The organism is Streptomyces sp. NBC_00012 (genome assembly GCF_045040875.1).
Taxonomy (GTDB): domain Bacteria; phylum Actinomycetota; class Actinomycetes; order Streptomycetales; family Streptomycetaceae; genus Streptomyces.
In genome coordinates, this window is the sequence record NZ_CP108309.1 from 3,558,064 (window position 1) to 3,575,541 (window position 17,478).

10 protein-coding genes are annotated in these 17,478 nt (G+C 71.7%); 2 read left to right on the plus strand and 8 right to left on the minus strand.

Annotated features, from left to right (window positions below; genetic code table 11):
- Positions 1-2 precede the first annotated feature (2 nt).
- Entirely contained in the window at positions 3-608 is a 606-nt protein-coding gene (locus tag OHA19_RS16120) for a Uma2 family endonuclease (protein WP_405721795.1), read from the minus strand.
- A gap of 114 nt (positions 609-722) precedes the next feature.
- Positions 723-2,318 (minus strand): glutamine-hydrolyzing GMP synthase, encoded by a 1,596-nt coding sequence (gene guaA, locus OHA19_RS16125; RefSeq protein WP_405715919.1) that lies wholly within the window; start codon positions 2,316-2,318, stop codon positions 723-725.
- A gap of 352 nt (positions 2,319-2,670) precedes the next feature.
- Here guaA and OHA19_RS16130 point away from each other — a divergent pair, with 352 nt between their 5' ends.
- A complete protein-coding gene (locus tag OHA19_RS16130) occupies positions 2,671-2,988 on the plus strand; it encodes a chorismate mutase (protein WP_405715917.1) in 318 nt (105 codons plus the stop codon).
- 796 nt (positions 2,989-3,784) lie between these two features.
- Here OHA19_RS16130 and OHA19_RS16135 read toward each other — a convergent pair.
- From OHA19_RS16135 to OHA19_RS16155, 5 genes are all read right to left on the minus strand, one after another.
- Complete coding sequence (locus OHA19_RS16135; RefSeq protein ID WP_405715915.1) at positions 3,785-5,617, minus strand: GMC oxidoreductase; 1,833 nt, start codon at positions 5,615-5,617, stop codon at positions 3,785-3,787.
- 65 nt (positions 5,618-5,682) lie between these two features.
- The gene (locus tag OHA19_RS16140; protein ID WP_405750612.1) at positions 5,683-7,311 is read right to left on the minus strand and encodes a succinic semialdehyde dehydrogenase; all 1,629 of its coding nucleotides are present in this window, start codon (positions 7,309-7,311) and stop codon (positions 5,683-5,685) included.
- A 149-nt stretch (positions 7,312-7,460) separates the two neighbouring features.
- Complete coding sequence (locus OHA19_RS16145) at positions 7,461-9,122, minus strand: protein kinase domain-containing protein (protein WP_405715912.1); 1,662 nt, start codon at positions 9,120-9,122, stop codon at positions 7,461-7,463.
- A gap of 130 nt (positions 9,123-9,252) precedes the next feature.
- Complete coding sequence (locus tag OHA19_RS16150; protein ID WP_405750615.1) at positions 9,253-12,135, minus strand: protein kinase; 2,883 nt, start codon at positions 12,133-12,135, stop codon at positions 9,253-9,255.
- 206 nt (positions 12,136-12,341) lie between these two features.
- Positions 12,342-14,324, minus strand: a complete 1,983-nt coding sequence (locus OHA19_RS16155; RefSeq protein ID WP_405750617.1) for a serine/threonine-protein kinase — start codon at positions 14,322-14,324, stop codon at positions 12,342-12,344.
- A gap of 120 nt (positions 14,325-14,444) precedes the next feature.
- On the opposite strand from OHA19_RS16155, the gene OHA19_RS16160 reads away from it, so the two are divergent.
- Positions 14,445-15,533 (plus strand): serine hydrolase domain-containing protein, encoded by a 1,089-nt coding sequence (locus OHA19_RS16160; protein ID WP_405715906.1) that lies wholly within the window; start codon positions 14,445-14,447, stop codon positions 15,531-15,533.
- 41 nt (positions 15,534-15,574) lie between these two features.
- Here OHA19_RS16160 and OHA19_RS16165 read toward each other — a convergent pair whose 3' ends face one another.
- Positions 15,575-17,281 (minus strand): glycerol-3-phosphate dehydrogenase/oxidase, encoded by a 1,707-nt coding sequence (locus OHA19_RS16165; protein ID WP_405715904.1) that lies wholly within the window; start codon positions 17,279-17,281, stop codon positions 15,575-15,577.
- Between the last annotated feature and the right edge of the window lie 197 nt (positions 17,282-17,478).

Below are 17,478 nucleotides of genomic sequence, written 5' to 3' on the forward strand. Positions count from 1 at the left end.
GTCTATCGCCGCCGCTGGTTGATCGCGGTGAGGTCGATTTCAAGAGGGAAGGGAACGTCCAGCTTCAGCTTGTTGTGGTGGATGCCCGTCGGCGTGTAGGCCTTCAGCGCCGGATCGAGCTCGTAGACGTACACGATCGGCAGACCGTCCCCGCCCGCCTCCACCCTCCAGAAGTGCACGACCCCGGCAGCTGCGTACTTCCGGGGTTTGACCTCCCGGTCCCTGTCCGCAGACTCTTCCGAGACGACCTCCACCGCCAAGATGACGTCCTCCGGCCTGAGTGATGTCTGCTTGGGACCGGTATCCGCCCCCAGCGGAACCACGAGCACGTCCGGCTCCGGCCGGTTCCGGCTGTCCAGCCTGACGCTGAATTCACGAAAGACATCGAGATCGTCCGGCGCCTGCTCAAGGAGAGAATTCTCCAGCAGACGCATGGTCCGCATGTGAAACCTGGTCTGCGGACTCATGAAGACGAGACTCCCATCGATCAGCTCAGTGCGCCGAGGCAGATTCGGAAGCCGGTCGAGATCCTCCGCAGTCCAGCCCTCGGGCGGGGGGACGGGGTAGTTGTACTTCTCGTCCAGCTCGTACTCGGGTGCGGCACTCATGATTGCTCCCATGGGGCAGAGTCTCGTCTCCTCAGCCAGCGTACCCAGCTCATACGACGATGCCGCCGCCCAAACGAATGAGCGACGGCATCGGCATTGACCTTGCGGGAGGGGTCACTCCCACTCGATGGTGCCCGGCGGCTTGCTCGTCACGTCGAGCACGACGCGGTTGACGTCGGCCACCTCGTTGGTGATGCGGGTCGAGATACGGGCGAGCGTCTCGTAGGGCAGGCGCGACCAGTCGGCCGTCATGGCGTCCTCGGAGGAGACCGGGCGCAGGACGATCGGGTGGCCGTAGGTGCGGCCGTCGCCCTGGACGCCGACCGAGCGGACGTCGGCGAGCAGGACCACCGGGCACTGCCAGATGTCGCGGTCCAGGCCGGCCGCGGTCAGCTCCTCGCGGGCGATGGCATCGGCCTCGCGGAGCAGGTCGAGCCGCTCCTTGGTGACCTCGCCCACGATCCGGATACCGAGGCCGGGGCCGGGGAACGGCTGGCGCTGGACGATCTCCTCCGGCAGGCCGAGCTCCTGGCCGACCATCCGGACCTCGTCCTTGAACAGCTGGCGCAGCGGCTCGACGAGCTGGAACTCGATGTCCTCGGGGAGGCCGCCCACGTTGTGGTGCGACTTGATGTTGGCGGTGCCGGTGCCGCCGCCGGACTCGACGACGTCCGGGTAGAGCGTGCCCTGGACGAGGAAGGCGACTTCCTCGCCGCCGGCGGCGCCCTCGGCGACGATCTCGGCCTGGGCCTGCTCGAAGACCCGGATGAACTCGCGGCCGATGATCTTCCGCTTCTGCTCGGGGTCGGAGACCCCGGCCAGCGCGGTCAGGAAGCGCTCCTCGGCGTCGACGACCTTCAGCTGGACTCCGGTGGAGGCCACGAAGTCCTTCTCGACCTGCTCGCTCTCGCCCTTGCGCATCAGACCGTGGTCGACGTACACGCAGGTCAGCTGGGAGCCGATGGCCTTCTGCACGAGGGCCGCGGCGACCGCGGAGTCCACCCCGCCGGACAGGCCGCAGATGGCGCGCTTGGTGCCGACCTGCTCGCGGATCAGCGCGATCTGCTCCTCGACCACATTGGTCGTGGTCCAGGTCGGCTCGATGCCGGCGCCCCGATAGAGGAAGTGCTCCAGGACCTGCTGGCCGTGCGTGGAGTGCAGGACCTCGGGGTGGTACTGGACGCCGTAGAGCTTCTTCTCGTCGTTCTCGAAGGCGGCGACCGGTACGACGTCGGTGGACGCGGTGACGGTGAAGCCCTCGGGGGCGGCGGAGCAGGCGTCGCCGTGCGACATCCAGACCGACTGCTCGGCGGGCGTGCCCTCGAAGAGCGTGGAGCCGGTCTTGGAGACGGCGAGCGGGGTACGGCCGTACTCACGGGCACCGTTGTCGTCGACGGTGCCGCCGAGCGTGGTGGCCATCAGCTGGAAGCCGTAGCACATGCCGAAGACCGGGACCCCGGCCTCGAACAGCGCACGGTCGAGGGACGGCGCGCCCTCGGCGTACACCGAGGAGGGGCCGCCGGACAGGATGATCGCCCGGGGGTTCTTGGCCAGCATCTCGGCCACCGGCATGGTGGACGGGACGATCTCGCTGTAGACCCGGGCCTCACGGACGCGTCGGGCGATGAGCTGGGCGTACTGCGCGCCGAAGTCGACAACGAGGACCACGTCGGTGGCGGTGTCGGGGGCGGCGGGGGGTGCTGCTGGCACGGGCGGCCTTCCGGCGGTGAAGGGGGGTCTGTTTTGTCGATTCTACCGGGGTTGCGGAGTCCGCCGTCGTCCCGCCCGTACGGAGGTGCGGGACGACGGTCTCCCCGGACAGGCGTCTCAGCATCCGGGCGTCGTGTTGGTCCGCCCACCACGACCGGGCCATACTGGTTCCATGCTTCAGCACACGACCTTCGACTTTACCTATGGCATCCGGCCCGCCGGCTGCCATGGTCGTGCTGCTTGATCCCACCGACAAGCAACGTTCCAGGCGCCCCGGGCCGAAAGGCCCGGGGCGCCTTGGCGTTACGGACCGGCCGGCCTCGGGGACCACACCCCACGAGGAGTCACCACCATGACCAGCACCGCCCCCGCGAAGAGCACCGCCGAGAAGACCGGCACTGAGAAGACCGGCGCGCACACCGAGGAGGCCGCCGCGCTGATCGACGACGCGCGGGCCCGGATCGACACCCTCGACGACCGGATCATCGGGCTCGTCCAGGAGCGGATGGCCATCTCGGCGGTCGTCCAGGAGGCCCGGATCACCTCGGGCGGCCGACGGATCAACCTCTCCCGCGAGATGGAGATCCTGGGCTCGTACCGGGACGCGCTCGGCAGGCCCGGCACCTCCCTCGCCATGACGCTGCTGGAGCTGTGCCGCGGCCGGGCGTGACACCCCGCGGGCCGGGGGTACTCCGGCGTATCCCAGTTCGGGCCGCCTCTCACCCGTACGGCGCGTGACCGGGTCCGGCGCGGCTTCGTTGGTCCCGGTGTCCGTGCCAGCCAGGGGCGGCTCCGGTAAGGAAAACCACGCGTGGCTCCGCTGGTGCGTGTGGCGTACCGCAGGTACGCCGTGGGACCGCGCCCCAGCGTGCGTGACCGGTCGGCAGGGGACAGCAGCCCGGTCACTCCAGGAAACGGCCGGCTCCGGGGACGCCCGGGGCCGGCCGCTTCCGGTTCAGAGCCCGCGAGAACAGCCCGCACGGCGCGGGCCGCGTCCCGGCACCGACGTACGAGGCCCCGCCGGCCGGCTCCCGGTCCGCGGGGCCCTTTTCCGTGCCCCCCAGGTCACGCGCGATCCCCGGACGTGAGGGGCGTCACATAAGGGTTCTGTGAGCATCCGGACAACCATTGCGCCGGACCACGGGTCAACCATGCGGAACCACCGGCCCCGCTCGTGCTGCCGCACGGCGGGCCCGTGTTCGCCGCCGCGGACTGCGCGGCGTGGTGCTCGGCGCGGGCGCGATGTTCATCGTGCGGCGCCGCGGGAACGGTGAGGCCGGCGTGTGACGCGTCCGGTCACCGTGAGCGTGAGGGGCTGCACTCGGAGGGGGGTGCAGCCCCTTTCCCCCTTTCCGCTGCCCCGGTCGCCCGGGAAAGCCGCCGGTCATCGCACAGGACCCCCGCGAGTCATCGCGCAGGACCGCCGCCGGTCATCGCCCGGGAAAGCCGCCGGTCATCTCCCCGGACTACTGCGGGTTCTTCTTCGGCGGGACGGTCGGCAGCCCGAGGAACGGCAGCTTCAGCGCGCCGAAGGCGTCCTTCGGCACGGCCGGTGACCGCGGCTCGACCGCGGTCAGCCGCTCGTACGCCTCACCCTGCGCCGGGCGCGGATCCGCCTCGCCCTTGTTGGGCCAGAAGGACATCGCGCGCTCGGCCTGCGCGGTGATGGTGAGCGACGGGTTGACGCCGAGGTTCGCGGAGACCGCCGAGCCGTCGACGACCGAGATGCCGGGGTGTCCGTAGAGCCGGTGGTACGGGTCGATCACCCCGTCGTCGGCGGTGGCGCCGATGGGGCAGCCGCCGAGGAAGTGCGCGGTGAGCGGGGTGCCCATCAGCTCGCCCACGTTCGAGCCCGCGAAGCCGTTGATCTCCTCGGCGAGCAGCTTGGCGCTGCGCGTCGCCGCCTCGATCTGGGTCGGATTGGGCGCTCCGTGCCCCTGCCTGGCGGTGAGCAGGCCCTTCCCTGCGCCCCCCGGCTTGCGGTACGTCGTCAGGGAGTTGTCGAGCGACTGCATGACGAGCCCGATGATGGTCCGTTCCGACCAGCGGCGGTTGGAGAGCGACCGCGCCGCGAGGGTGGGGTGCTTGGCCAGTTCGAGCAGCCACCTGCGCACCCGGTGCGCGCCGTACGGCACCTGGAGGACGGTCAGCGCGCCCATGGAGTTGGAGCCCTTGCCGTAGCGGACCGGCTCGATGTGCGTGTTCTCGTCCGGGTGGATCGAGGAGGTGATGGCCACACCGCGGGTGAAGTCGGCCCGTGCGGCCCCGTGCTTCTTCCGGTAGCGGCGGTCGCTGGTCTGCGAGCCGACCAGGCCCTCGGAGTTGGTGCGGGTCAGCTCGCCGAGCCGGGACGAGATCCGGGACAGCAGGCCGGTGTCCTTCATCCGGTGCAGCAGGGTCTGGGTGCCGTACGTGCCCGCGGCGACGACGACCTTGCGGGCGGTGAACGTACGGCCCTTCCCCTTCTTCCGGTTGTCGGTGGGGAGGGTCTTGACCGCGTAGCCACCCGTGGAGTTCTCGGTGACCGCGACGACCAAGGTCATCGGGTGGACGACCGCGCCCGCCTTCTGGGCGAGGTGGAGGTAGTTCTCGTTGAGGGTGTTCTTCGCGCCGTGCCGGCAGCCGGTCATGCACTCGCCGCACTCGGTGCAGGCCTTGCGGGAGGGCCCCGCCCCGCCGAAGAACGGGTCGGCGACCTCGCCGCCCGGCCGGGCCTTCGCCGTACCGTCGCCGTCCTCGCCGTCCCCGAAGAAGACGCCCACCGGTGCCATGTGGAACGTGTCGCCGATGCCCATGGCCTGCGCGGTCGCCTTCAGGTGGACGTCCGAGGGGGTCATGGTCGGATTGAGCCGGACCCCCAGCATCCGCTTGGCCTGGTCGTAGTACGGGCCCAGCTCCTCGCGCCAGTCGGTGATGTCCTTCCACTGCGGGTCGTCGAAGAACGGCGCGAGCGGCTCGTACAGGGTGTTGGCGTAGTTCAGCGAACCGCCGCCGACGCCCGCGCCCGCCAGCACCATGACGTTGCCCAGCAGGTGGATGCGCTGGATGCCGTACAGACCGAGCGCCGGGGCCCACAGGAAGTTCTTCAGGTCCCAGGAGTTCCTGGGCAGTTCGGACCGGGTGAAGCGGCGGCCCGCCTCCAGCACCCCGACCCGATACCCCTTCTCGGTCAGCCGCAGCGCCGACACCGCACCGCCGAAGCCCGAGCCGACGACGAGCACGTCGTAGTCGTAAGCGGCGTCGTCGTCGGCCGTTTCCTGGCCGGCGGGCCGATTCTGGGCAGGGCTGTCCTGGGACATGGCTCTCCTCGGTGCGAAACGGGCGGAAAGTGCTGCGGTACCGGGAAGTGCCGCGGTACCCGGTGTCAGCGCAGGCGGAACGCCTTCATCGCCTTGAGGCTGACGCTCATGAACGCCGCGTACTTCTCGTCGTCCATGCCGAAGGACGGGGCGAGCGGGATCAGCCGCTGCTGGGCGACGGTCTGCGCCTCGGTGTACTTGAGGATGCCCTCGGAGCCGTGCCGGCGGCCGAGGCCGGAGTCCTTCATGCCGCCCATCGGGGACTGCACACTGCCGTACGCGGGGGCGTACCCCTCGTTGATGTTGACGGTGCCGGTGCGCAGCCGGGCGGCGACCTGGTGGCCACGCCTGGAGTCCTTGGTCCAGACGCTGGAGTTCAGGCCGTACGGGGTGGCGTTGGCGAGGTCCACGACCTCGTCCTCGTCGGTGAAGCGGTAGATGGAGACGACCGGGCCGAAGGTCTCCTCACTGCACACGGCCATCGGCGCCTCGACGCCGTCGAGGATGGTCGGCTCGTAGAACAGCGGGCCGATGTCGGGGCGGGCGACGCCGCCCGCGACGAGCCTGGCGCCCTTCTCGACGGCCTCCGCGACGTGCCGGGTGACGGTCTCCAGCTGGCGCTCGCCGACCAGGGAGCCCATGTCGGCACCGTAGGCGAGGGAGTTGCCGAGCCGCATGGCCTTCGTACGGGCGGCGAAGCGGGCCACGAAGTCGTCGGCGATCGACTCGTGGACGTACAGCCGCTCGATGGAGATGCAGAGCTGGCCGGCGGAGGAGAAGCAGGCGCGGACGGCGCCCGCGGCGGCCTTCTCCACATCGGCGTCCTTCAGGACCAGCATGGCGTTCTTGCCGCCGAGCTCCAGCGAGACGCCGACGAGCCGGTCCGCCGCGCCTTTTGCGACCTCGCGACCGGTGCGGGTGGAGCCGGTGAACGAGACGTAGTCGGCGTGCTTGACGACCTCGGGGCCGACGACGGGGCCCTCACCGAGGACGACCTGGAAGACCTCGGCGGGCAGTCCGGCCTCGATCAGCAGGTCACGGGCCCACAGCGCGGTCAGCGCGGTCTCCGTGTCGGGCTTCATCACGACGGCGTTGCCGGAGACGAACGCGGGCAGCGCGTCGCCGACGGACAGCTCGAACGGGTAGTTCCACGGCGCGATCTGCCCGATGACGCCGCGCGGCTGGCGCAGCTCGGTGACCTTGGTGAGGGTCGGTACGACCCCGGTGTGCCGCTTCGGCTTCAGGTACGAGCCGGCCTTGCGCCCGTAGTGGCGGGCCGCGACGGCGACGGCCTGCACCTCCTCGTGGGCGTGCAGCCGGGCCTTGCCGGTCTCCAGCTGGATGAGGTCGAGCACCTCGGCCTGGCGGCTGAGCACCAGGTCGTGGAAGCGGAGCAGTACGGCGGCCCGGGCGCGGACGGGCGTCGCGGCCCAGGCGGACTGGGCGGCGCGGGCCCGCTCGAAGGCGCTCGCCACGTCCTCGGGGGTGGACTCCGGCAGGTCGGCCAGCTTCTCCCCGGTGAAGGGCGTGTGGTTGGCCGTACGGCCGGAGCCGGCCACGCCTCGGGTCAGCTGGGCGATCACCTCGGGAGTCACCACATCGGCGGCGGTGCGTACGCCCGCGGGGGCGGCGGCCACCGGGTTGGTGCCGACCGGGGCCGCGGAGGTGGATGTGGAGGCCTGCGAGTCCGTCATGAGGGCGAGAGTACGTCCAGCCGCACACTTTGGGTACCCGTGGGTAACGGGTTTTCACAGTCCCCACAAACGAGCCAGCGATCACTGGCAACAAAGCCCCTGATCAGGAGCCCTGTCGTCACGGCGGGGTCCGGCAGGCCCGGCGGGCGTCAGCCGGAGCTGCCCGGCGGACGCCATCCGCGCAGCATCGTGTCGAACTGCGCCCGGGTCGTGTCCCAGTCCTCCGCCGGGCCCGTCATGTACAGCGCGTACTCGGGACCGCCCTCCTCACCGAAGTACATCTGGTCGATGGCGTGGCGCGGGCCCGGATGGTCCTTGGTCTCGGTCCAGGTGAACTCCCAGAGCGAACCCGGCCGGTCCCGGTACGTGTTGGAGTGCAGGGTCTTGCGCTCGTAGCCGGGCAGCCGTTTGGCGAGCTGGGGCTCCAGGCTCGTCACCATGTGCATGTACGGGTTCTCGAAGTCGGGCGCCGGGTCGATGCTGATCCGGATGTAGTGCACGCCGTTGTCCGGGGTGTAGTCGATCTGGTTGCCGTCCGCCCGGCGCTCCCAGCCCTCGGGCACGGTAAGGCTGAAGCCCTCGGGGTCCTCCACCCGCTTCCAGCCCTTGGGCACGTCGCTCACCGGTGTGTCGGGTTTGGCCGAGGGTGGGGTCTCGGCGTCGGGCTTGCCGGGGTCGACGGGTGCGTGCGTGCGCGTGCCGTCGCGGCCGGTGGTGTCGTCCGTCCGGTTGCTGTACTTCATCGCGGCGAGTCCCGCGCCGCCGCCGACCAGCGCCGCGGCCGCGATGACCAGGACCACGGTGCGCCAGCGGCCGCGGCCGCGCCGGGTCGTCGGGGCCGGTGCGGGGGCGGTGGGGTAGGGCAGTTGGGTGGTGCCGGGGGCGGACGGGCCGGGCGGGCCGTCCGTGCCCAGGGAGCGCAGGACCTCGTCGGGGACGCTCTGCGTCGGTACGAACGCCTGCGCGGCCACGGGCTCGCGGCCCTCCATGGCGTCCAGCAGCATCCGCTCCGTCTCCGCGGCCGACGGACGCTCGTCCGGCTCCTTGCGGAGCAGCGCGGTGATCACGGGGGCCAGCGGGCCCGCCCGGCCGGGCGGCGGGGGCTCGTCGGCGACGACGGCCTGCATGGTGGAGATCGGGGACGTACGGCGGAACGGCGAGCGGCCCTCGACCGCGGTGTAGAGCGTGGCACCGAGCGACCACAGGTCGGAGGCCGGTCCCGGGTCGCCGCCGCGCACCCGCTCGGGCGCCAGGTAGTCGATGGAGCCGACCAGTTCACCGGTCCGGGTGATGGTCGAGTCGCCCTCGATGGCGGCGATCCCGAAGTCGGTGAGGAGCACCTGGCCGTCCTTGGCGAGGAGCACGTTACCGGGCTTCACATCACGGTGCAGGACCCCGGCCCCGTGCGCGGCGCGCAGGGCGCTCAGCACGTGGAGGCCGATCCTGGCGGCCTCGCGCGGCTCGATCTCGCCGGACTCCTTGGCGGCGTCGGCGAGGGACGGGCCGTCGACGTACTGCATGACGATCCAGGGCCGGTTGTCGTACTCGATCACGTCGTGCACGGTCACCACGCCCGGGTGGGTGATCCGGGCTGCCGCGCGGGCCTCCTTCTGCGTGCGCGCGTGCAGCACGATCCGGTCGGCCTCCGCGACGTACAGACCGGCGGTCAGCTCCTTGACCGCGACCGTGCGGTGCAGCACCTCGTCGTGGGCTCGCCAGACCTTGCCCATGCCGCCGCGCCCGAGGACCTCGCCCAGCCGGTACCTTCCGGCCAGCAACAGTCCCGCGTCCGTGCTCTGTGATCGATCCACGTATCCCCGCCCCGTTCCTCGGGTGCCAGATTACGGAGGGGATGCACGGCCACGGAACCTCGCACCGCGCACGAGACCGCACTGTGATGCTTGTCGCTCCGTCACGGCCCGGGAGTTGCACGGAGAGGGGTCAGGGCGTCACGCGGTAGGAGGCGACGGCCTGTTCGTAGATGTCCGACACCTTGTCGCGCCGGCTCTCCGGGCCGATGACCTGGATGACGTGGTAGCTGCCCTCGACGATCATCACGAGGTTGCGGGCGTACACCTCGCGTCCCGACTCGTCCTGCCAGGTGAACTGGCCCTCCGCCATGGCCTGTCGTCCGACGTCGATCCGGCGCAGCCCGCTCGACCCCGACCAGCTGGAATCGCGGAACGGCTGCAACTCCAGCTCCTTGCCCGCCTGGTAGGCCAGCGGGTCGTCGCCGTTGGCCTTGACGGTGTCGCGGCCCGGGACGATCAGCAGGCTGAAGCCGTCGCTGCCGTAGCGGATCTGACGGTCCGCGTTGGCGGGGCTGCGCTGCCAGCCCTTGAGCACACCGACCTCGAAGCCCTCCTTGTCCTTGCGCAGGGTGTAGCCGGGGGCGAGCGCGACGGCGGAGCGGCTGGTCTGCGGCTTCTGGGCGCCGGGCGACCCGGAGGACTCCCGGCCGCCGGACTCCCCCGTGCCGGGCTCCGGCGAACCGGATGCCGAGGAGGCCGGGCCCGGGGAGCCGTTGCCCGGTTCGCTGCCCGACTCGGGCATGAACATCACGGCGTACGCGACGGCCGCGGCGAGGGCCAGCAGGATCAGCAGCAGGAGCAGCCGCCCGAGCCGCCGCGGCGCCCGGCCGCCGCCCTCGTGGGGGCGGGGCGGGGTGCGCAGCACCTTGGGACCCTTGGGCTCACGCGGCGCCCGGGGAGACCGGGAGGGGTGAGGCTGCCGGGCGGGCCGGTCGTCCCCGGGTATGTCCGGCACGACCTGCCGGCCCTGCCGGTCGGGCTTGTCCTTGGTGTGGCGGTGACGACCGTGGGCCGCGTTCCGGCCGCGCCGCCTGCGGACCAGCTCGCCCCGGCGGCGTACGACGGGGAGCTTGGCGGTGTCCGCGGACGGCAGGGGTACGACATCCAGACCAGCCTCGGGCTCGGGCGCCGACCGCACGAGGGAGCGCAGCCAGCCGCTCAGTTCCTCGAAGTCCGGGCGTTCGGTGGGGTCCTGACGCAGCAGGGACTCGACGACGGGGCGCAGCGGACCGCACTCCTCGGCGAAGGCGGGCGGCTCCCCGCACACCATCTGGACGAGCTCGGCCGCGTTCTCCTCGGGGTAGGGGGCGTGGCCCTGGACGGCGCGGTAGAGCAGCGCGCCCAGTGCCCAGAGGTCGGTGGCGGGCCCGATCGGCGGTGCCAGCCGCCAGTTCTCGTGGACGGGGCCGGCCTGCTCGGGCGCCCAGCGCTCGGTGACCGCGCCGACCACGGCGATCCGGGTCTGCCGGGCGCGCTCGGCGGCGAGCGGGGTGGCGGGGCCCCGGTAGACGGAGTCCGTGCGGTCGCTCGCGGCCCGCTCGTCCCAGCGGCCCGGCTGCTGCTGGTGACCCGGGCGGTGCGCGGGCAGCGCCGGGGAGTCGCCGTGGCGCCGGGCGTCGGCGCGCAGCGCGTCCTCGCCCGAACCTCCGGCGGGGACGGGGCGGCCGGAACCGGGGCCGTCGCTCCAGGAACCGGTGAGATGCAGCCGCCGCGGGGGCGGGTAGCCATCGTCGCCGTCGTCGTGGCCGTCGTTGCCGTAACCGCCGTCGGCGTCGTCCACGTCGTCGTAGGGATCCGCTGCGTGGGGGGCTTTGGCGTACGGGTCCTTGGTGTACGGGTCGTCGGTGGCGCGGCTCCAAGGGGCGGGCGGCCGGGGACGGCCGTGGTCCGGGTCGGACGGGTCCGCGTCCTGCGGCCGTGCGGGTCGCTGCACCGGCAGGCTTCCGGTGTCCCCCGCGTCGCCCGCCCCGGCGCGCCGCCGGTCCTCGCCGACGCGTGTGGCGGCTCGGGCGCCCTCGCGGTAGGCGGTGATCGCACCGGTGCGCTCGGCCCGCAGCTGCGCGGCGTCTCCGGGGCCTCCGTGGGGGGCGTCGGGCGTATCGGAGCCGTCGCCTTCGCCGTGCGGGTCGCCGTACGGGTCGTCGTCCGCGTACGGATCGTCATCGCCACGAGGGGCGTCGGCCCCCCGGCCCGTCTCGATCGCCGCCGGGCCGCGTGAGGCCGGCACCTCGACCGGAGGGGCGGGCAGGGGCGGCAGGACGGGCGGGGGCGGCGCGTAGGCGTCGGCGGGCCCCGTACCGAGCGCCGGGCGGCCGAACCCGTCCGCGTATCCGTAGTCGTCCTCGTGGCCGTAGTCGTCCTCGCGGCCGTATCCGCCCCGGCTCTCGTATCCGCCCCGGCCCTCGTCCTCGTCCTCGTCGGGCTGCGGTGTCGTCACATACCCGCAGAGCGCCTCCTCCGCCGCCCCGGCCGCCAGACCGGTCAGCACGACCCGCCCGTCGTCACAGATCAGCACCGTGCGGACGGTGATGTTCCGGTGGGTCCAGCCATGGGCGTGCAGCACGCGCAGCGCGGTCAGCACGTCGGAGCCGATCTCGGCGGCCCGGAAGGGATTGAGCGGGCGTTCCGCGAGCAGCGAGGCGAGCGGGCGGGCCTCGACGAGTTCGCTCACGATCCAGAGCGAACCCTCCTCGGCGAACACGTCGAAGACCTGGCCGAGCCTGGGGTGGTCAGGCACCCGGGCCGCCGCCTGCGCCGCTTCCACGGCGCGCCGGACCGCCGGGTCGGCGGGCATCCGCACGGCCCGCCCGGTGGCCCGCCGGGCCGCCGGGGCCAGGTCCTCGGCGTCGAGCACCTCGGCGTCCACCACCTCGGGCAACGGCACCTGCCGGACCAGGACTTCCTGACCGCTATATGTGTCGAATGCCCGGGTCTCGATCGTTTCGTACTCATCACTCGGAGGCAGCGGAAGGCGGTAGCGGTCGGCAAGTACCCGACCCGCATAGTCGTCCACGACGCCTCCCCAGAGCGCGCTGTCCCCCCGGCCACGAAAGACCGGATCAATCCATCAATTGCGGTCACTCACCGTGCAATTGATCCACCGTCTCCGGCTGCGTACGGTCTTCAGGCTCTCACGATACGTGGCAAGTGCCGGCCACGCGGCCGGGTCGGCGCATCCCGGCCCCCTCCACCCACGGATCAGCCGGTGGGTCTGAACGTTCAGTCGATGGGCTTGAACGTGTCGAACGCGGTCTTGCGCAGCGTCCGGCACTCCTTGCTGTCCCACTCGTCGGCCTTGCAGCTGATCATGATCGCGTAGCCGTGCTTGCCGTCGACTTTGAAGCCCCGGTTGATCACGTGGACCCGCTGGCCGTACTGGGTGCGCTCGAACTGCCAGTCGGCGACGGTCGGGTAGCCGTTGTACTGGACCTTGTTGATACCGAGATGGTGGTAGCCGTTGCTGCTGGCGGCGACGGCGGCCTTCGCCGCGTTCCAGGCGGCGGCCGCGTCCCCGCCGGGCGAATCGGTGTAGTCGACCTGGATACGGGGGAAGCCGCCGCTGACGTTGTAGATGCCGCCGGAGTTGTCGCCCGCCGGCTTGTCGAAGCGGAAGTCCTCCGGCATGGCCATCTTGAAGTGGAATTGCTTGTTCGTGATCATCCGGAATCCGGCGGGCAGCGCGTCCTGTGGCTTGTCGCCCTTCGAGCCGCCGGACTCCTTGTCCGTCTTGTCCTTGTCCTTGCCTTCGCCCTGTCCCTGGCCCTGATTGCCGTTCTGGTCCTGGTCCTTGCCGCTGCCACTGCCGCTGTCGGTGTCCGTGGAGCCGCCGGTAGCCGTCGAGGGCCCGGCCGAGGTGGACTTGTCGCCCTTGCCCTTGGAGCCGCCCGCGTCGTTCTTGTCGTCCCCGCCGAGCGTGAGCGCGAGGACCGTGCCGAGCACGGCGAGCACGATCACGGCGGCGATGATCGCCAGGGTGCGGCGCGGCACCACGTCCGTGATGGACGCCCGGGGCGGGGTGGCAGGGGACGTGGCCGGGCGCGGCGACGGTACGGCGGCGGTGGCCGCAGGCTTGGCCGGTTTGGCGGGGGTGCCCACTCCGGCCGCCGAGGGGGAGACCGACGGGGGAGCCGAGGGCGGAGGCGGCGTGGTGGTCGCCGCCGCGGCCGCGGCGGCCGGTGCCGTCTTCGCGTTCCGTACGGAGCGCAGGGCGCCCCGCAGCCGGTCCCGCGCGCCCTCGCCCTGTTCCGCGGGGGCCGGCTTCGTCTTGCCACGGGGTTCGTCGGTCTTCCCGGGCAGCGCCATGACCTGGGTGGCGTCGGCGGGCGGCACCACCACCGGGTCCGGCTTCTCGGGGGCGTGGATCACATCGTTGAGCAGGGCACGGGCGCCCGCCTCGTCGAGCCGCTGCTCGGGATCCTTGGCGAGCAGGCCGTATATGACCTCCTCCAGCGGACCGGCGTTCTTCGGCGGGTCGAGCGGCTCGGTCATCACCGCGGTCAGGGTGGCGATGGCCGATCCCTTGTCGTACGGCGGGGAGCCCTCGGTGCTGGCGTACAGCAGTCCGCCGAGCGACCAGAGGTCGGCGGGCGGCCCCGGCTTGTGACCGCGGGCGCGCTCGGGCGAGATGTACGAGGGGGCGCCGACGAGCATGCCCGTGGAGGTGACCGACGGGTCGCCCTCGACCTGGGCGATACCGAAGTCGGTCAGCACGACCCGGCCGTCCTCGGCGATCAGCACGTTGGACGGCTTCACGTCGCGGTGCAGGATGCCCTCGCTGTGCGCCGCGCGCAGCACGTCGAGGATGGCGAGGCCGACCTCGGCGGCGCGCTTCGGCGTCAGCACACCGTCCTCGCGCACGGCTTCGGCGAGGGACTTGCCCTCGATGAGCTCCATCACGATCCACGGCCGGTCGTCCTCGTCGACCACGTCGTAGACCGTCACCGCGCCGTTGTTGCGGATCCTGGCGATCGCCTTCGCCTCGCGCAGCGTGCGCGTGATGAGCCGGCGCTTCTCGTCCTCGTCGATGGCCGAGGGGAACCGCAGTTCCTTGACCGCGACCGTGCGGCCCAGCGTCTCGTCGACGGCACGCCAGACCGTGCCCATGCCGCCCCGGCCGAGCACCTCCCCGAGCCGGTACCGCCCCGCAAGGAGACGTCCGTCCTTGTCCCGTTGGGGCTCCCGTGCCTGCTCCGCCTCCGACATGCGTCCCCTCTGCGATCAACCCGCCCTGGCAGAGCGTTCATTGTCCCTCACCCCGGCACCGGTCATGGTGCCGGGTCCACGGGCCCGCCATGATGTGCCCCGAGGAAGGGAATCCCCGCCATGCCAATACTCAGGGCGCTGTTCGCCGCCCCGTTGCTGCTGGCGCTGCTCGGCCTGGCAACAGTGCCCCTGCCCAGCGAACCACACCTCACCCCCGCGGCCACCTACCTCCCCCGGCTCGTCGCCGAAGGCCGTGCGCCCACGGCGGCGCTGCTGGCCCGTCGTTCCTCCACCGCACCGTACGACACCTACCGCTCGACAGGTCCCGGAATCCGGCGGGCGGACCGGTTCCGGGCGGGCAGCATCACCAAGACGTTCGTCGCCACGGTCGTGCTCCAACTCGCCCGGGAACGGCGGCTGCACCTGACGGACACGGTCGAACGACTGCTGCCGGGACTGGTGCGCGGCAACGGCAACGACGGCCGCCGCATCACCCTGCGCGCCCTGCTCAGCCACACCAGCGGCCTCTACGACTACACCGCCGATCCATCCGCCCGCCCCCTCTCGGCCGTCGCGGCGGTCCGTGTCGCCCTGGCCCACCGTCCGACGAACTCCCCCGGCCGCTACGCCTACTCCAACACCAATTACGCCGTACTCGGACTCGTCGTCCAACGGGTCACCGGACACGGCTACGCCACCGAGATCCGCAACCGCCTCATCACCCCCCTCCACCTCACCGGCACCTCCCTCCCGGGTGCCCGCACCGCCCTGCCCTCCCCGCACGGCCGCGCCTACACCCGCGATCCGGCCGACGGCAGCCTGCGCGACGTCACCGCGCTGGACCCCCGCACGGCGGGCGCGGCCGGCGAGCTGATCTCCACGCTCGACGATCTGAACCGCTTCTACGCGGCCCTGCTGGGCGGCCGTCTCCTCGCGCCCGCCCAGCAGGCGGTCCTGCTGAACACCCGGGCCGCACACGGCGTCTACGGACTGGGCATCTATCCGGAGAAGCTCTCCTGCGGCACCACCGTCTGGGGGCACAACGGCCGCATAGCGGGCAGTTACGTCCGTACCGCCGCAACGCGCGACGGACGGCACACCCTGACGTACCGCGTCGACACGGACACACCGGCCCATGCGGAGACCCTCGAACCCGCACTGCTCGAAGCGGAGTTCTGTGACCGGCCGCAGAGCCCGCGGAGCTCCTGAGGACTGTTCCGTAATCCCTGGCGGGTGTGCGGGAACAGCCCTCAGATCGGCACGATGTCCGGTGCCCCGAGCCGCGCCGCGTCCGCCGTGAGGTCGTCCGGCTGGCGCTGCGACTCCCGCTCCGCCTGCACCCGCTTCTCGTAGTGCTCGACCTCCCGGTCGATCTGGTCCTCGTCCCAGCCCAGCACCGGCGCCATCAGCTCGGCGCAGAGCCGGGCACTGCGCGTGCCCCGGTCGAAGGTCTCGATGGAGATCCGGGTCCGGCGGGTCAGTACGTCGTCGAGATGGCGGGCCCCCTCGTGCGAGGCGGCGTAGAGGATCTCGGCCTTCAGATAGTCGTCGGCCGAGGGCAGCGGCTCCCCCAGCACCGGATCGGCGAGGATCAGCTCGAGGATCTGCTCGGTCGCCGAGCCGTACCGATTGAGCAGGTGCTCCACCCGGGCGACATGGAGCCCGGATCTGGCCGCGATCCTCGCCCTGGCGTTCCACATCGCCGGGTATCCCTCCGCCCCCAGCAGCGGGATCTCCTCGGTGACACAGGCCGCCACCCGCTGGTCCAGGCCGTGCACCGCTTCGTCCACGGCGTCCTTGGCCATCACCCGGTACGTCGTGTACTTGCCGCCCGCCACCACCACGAGGCCCGGCAGCGGATGCGCCACCGTGTGCTCGCGCGAGAGCTTGCTGGTCGCGTCGGACTCACCGGCGAGCAGCGGCCGCAGCCCGGCGTAGACGCCCTGGACGTCATCCCGGCTCAGGGGCGTGGCGAGGACCGAATTGACGTGTTCGAGCAGGTAGTCGATGTCGGCGCTGGACGCCGCCGGGTGCGCCTTGTCCAGGTCCCAGTCGGTGTCCGTGGTCCCGATGATCCAGTGCCGCCCCCACGGGATGACGAAGAGGACGGACTTCTCGGTCCGCAGGATCAGGCCGGTCGAGGAGTGGATGCGGTCCTTGGGGACGACCAGGTGAATGCCCTTGGACGCCCGGACGTGGAACTGCCCGCGCTCCCCGATCAGCGCCTGGGTGTCGTCCGTCCAGACCCCGGTGGCGTTGACCACCTGCTTGGCCCTGACCTCGTACTCCCCGCCCGCCTCGACGTCCTCCACCCGGACGCCGACGACCCGCTCCCCCTCCCGGAGGAAGCCGATCACCCGCGCACGGTTGGCCACATGCGCGCCGTAACCGGCGGCGGTGCGCACCAGGGTCGCCACATAGCGGGCGTCGTCCATCTGTGCGTCGTAGTACTGCAACGCCCCGACCAGGGCGTCCTTTCTCAGCGCCGGGGCGACGCGCAGGGCATGGCGGCGGGAGAGATGGCGGTGCACGGGCAGGCCTCGGCCATGGCCCGACGACACCGACATCGCGTCGTAGAGCGCCACGCCGGAGCCGGCGTAGAGCCGCTCCCAGCCCTTGTGCTGCAACGGGTAGAGGAACGGCACCGGCTTCACCAGGTGCGGGGCCAGCCGCTCCAGGAGCAGCCCGCGCTCCTTCAGCGCCTCGCGGACGAGCGCGAAGTCGAGCATCTCCAGATACCGCAGCCCGCCGTGGATCAGCTTGCTCGACCTGCTCGATGTGCCCGACGCCCAGTCGCGGGCTTCGACCAGCCCGGTCGAGAGTCCTCTCGTCGCCGCGTCCAGCGCCGTGCCGGCGCCGACCACGCCCGCTCCCACGACCAGCACGTCCAGTTCGCGCTCGGCCATCGCGGCCAGCGCCTCGGCGCGCTCCGCAGGTCCCAGTGTCGCTGTCCTCACTGCTGCCTCCCGGGTAGATCGGGGTGGTCCGGCACGGGGACGCGACCCGGCCCGGCGGCCGGGGCGGCCCGCGCCCACCCCTCGATTCTGTCCGGCGTCCACGACTTCGGCCACCGCCTGTGGACAACACCAGCACCGCGGGAGGCGCGCAATGCGACATATAGGTCATATATAAGCCTAGTGTGACATTGCGCTGT

Coding starts and splice junctions, on each gene's coding strand:
- OHA19_RS16135 (WP_405715915.1), bottom strand. CDS start 5,617: ATGTCCCAGGACAGCCCTGCCCAGAATCGGCCCGCCGGCCAGGAAACG.
- OHA19_RS16120 (WP_405721795.1), bottom strand. CDS start 608: ATGAGTGCCGCACCCGAGTACGAGCTGGACGAGAAGTACAACTACCCC.
- OHA19_RS16160 (WP_405715906.1), top strand. CDS start 14,445: ATGCCAATACTCAGGGCGCTGTTCGCCGCCCCGTTGCTGCTGGCGCTG.
- OHA19_RS16130 (WP_405715917.1), top strand. CDS start 2,671: ATGACCAGCACCGCCCCCGCGAAGAGCACCGCCGAGAAGACCGGCACT.
- OHA19_RS16155 (WP_405750617.1), bottom strand. CDS start 14,324: ATGTCGGAGGCGGAGCAGGCACGGGAGCCCCAACGGGACAAGGACGGA.
- OHA19_RS16140 (WP_405750612.1), bottom strand. CDS start 7,311: ATGACGGACTCGCAGGCCTCCACATCCACCTCCGCGGCCCCGGTCGGC.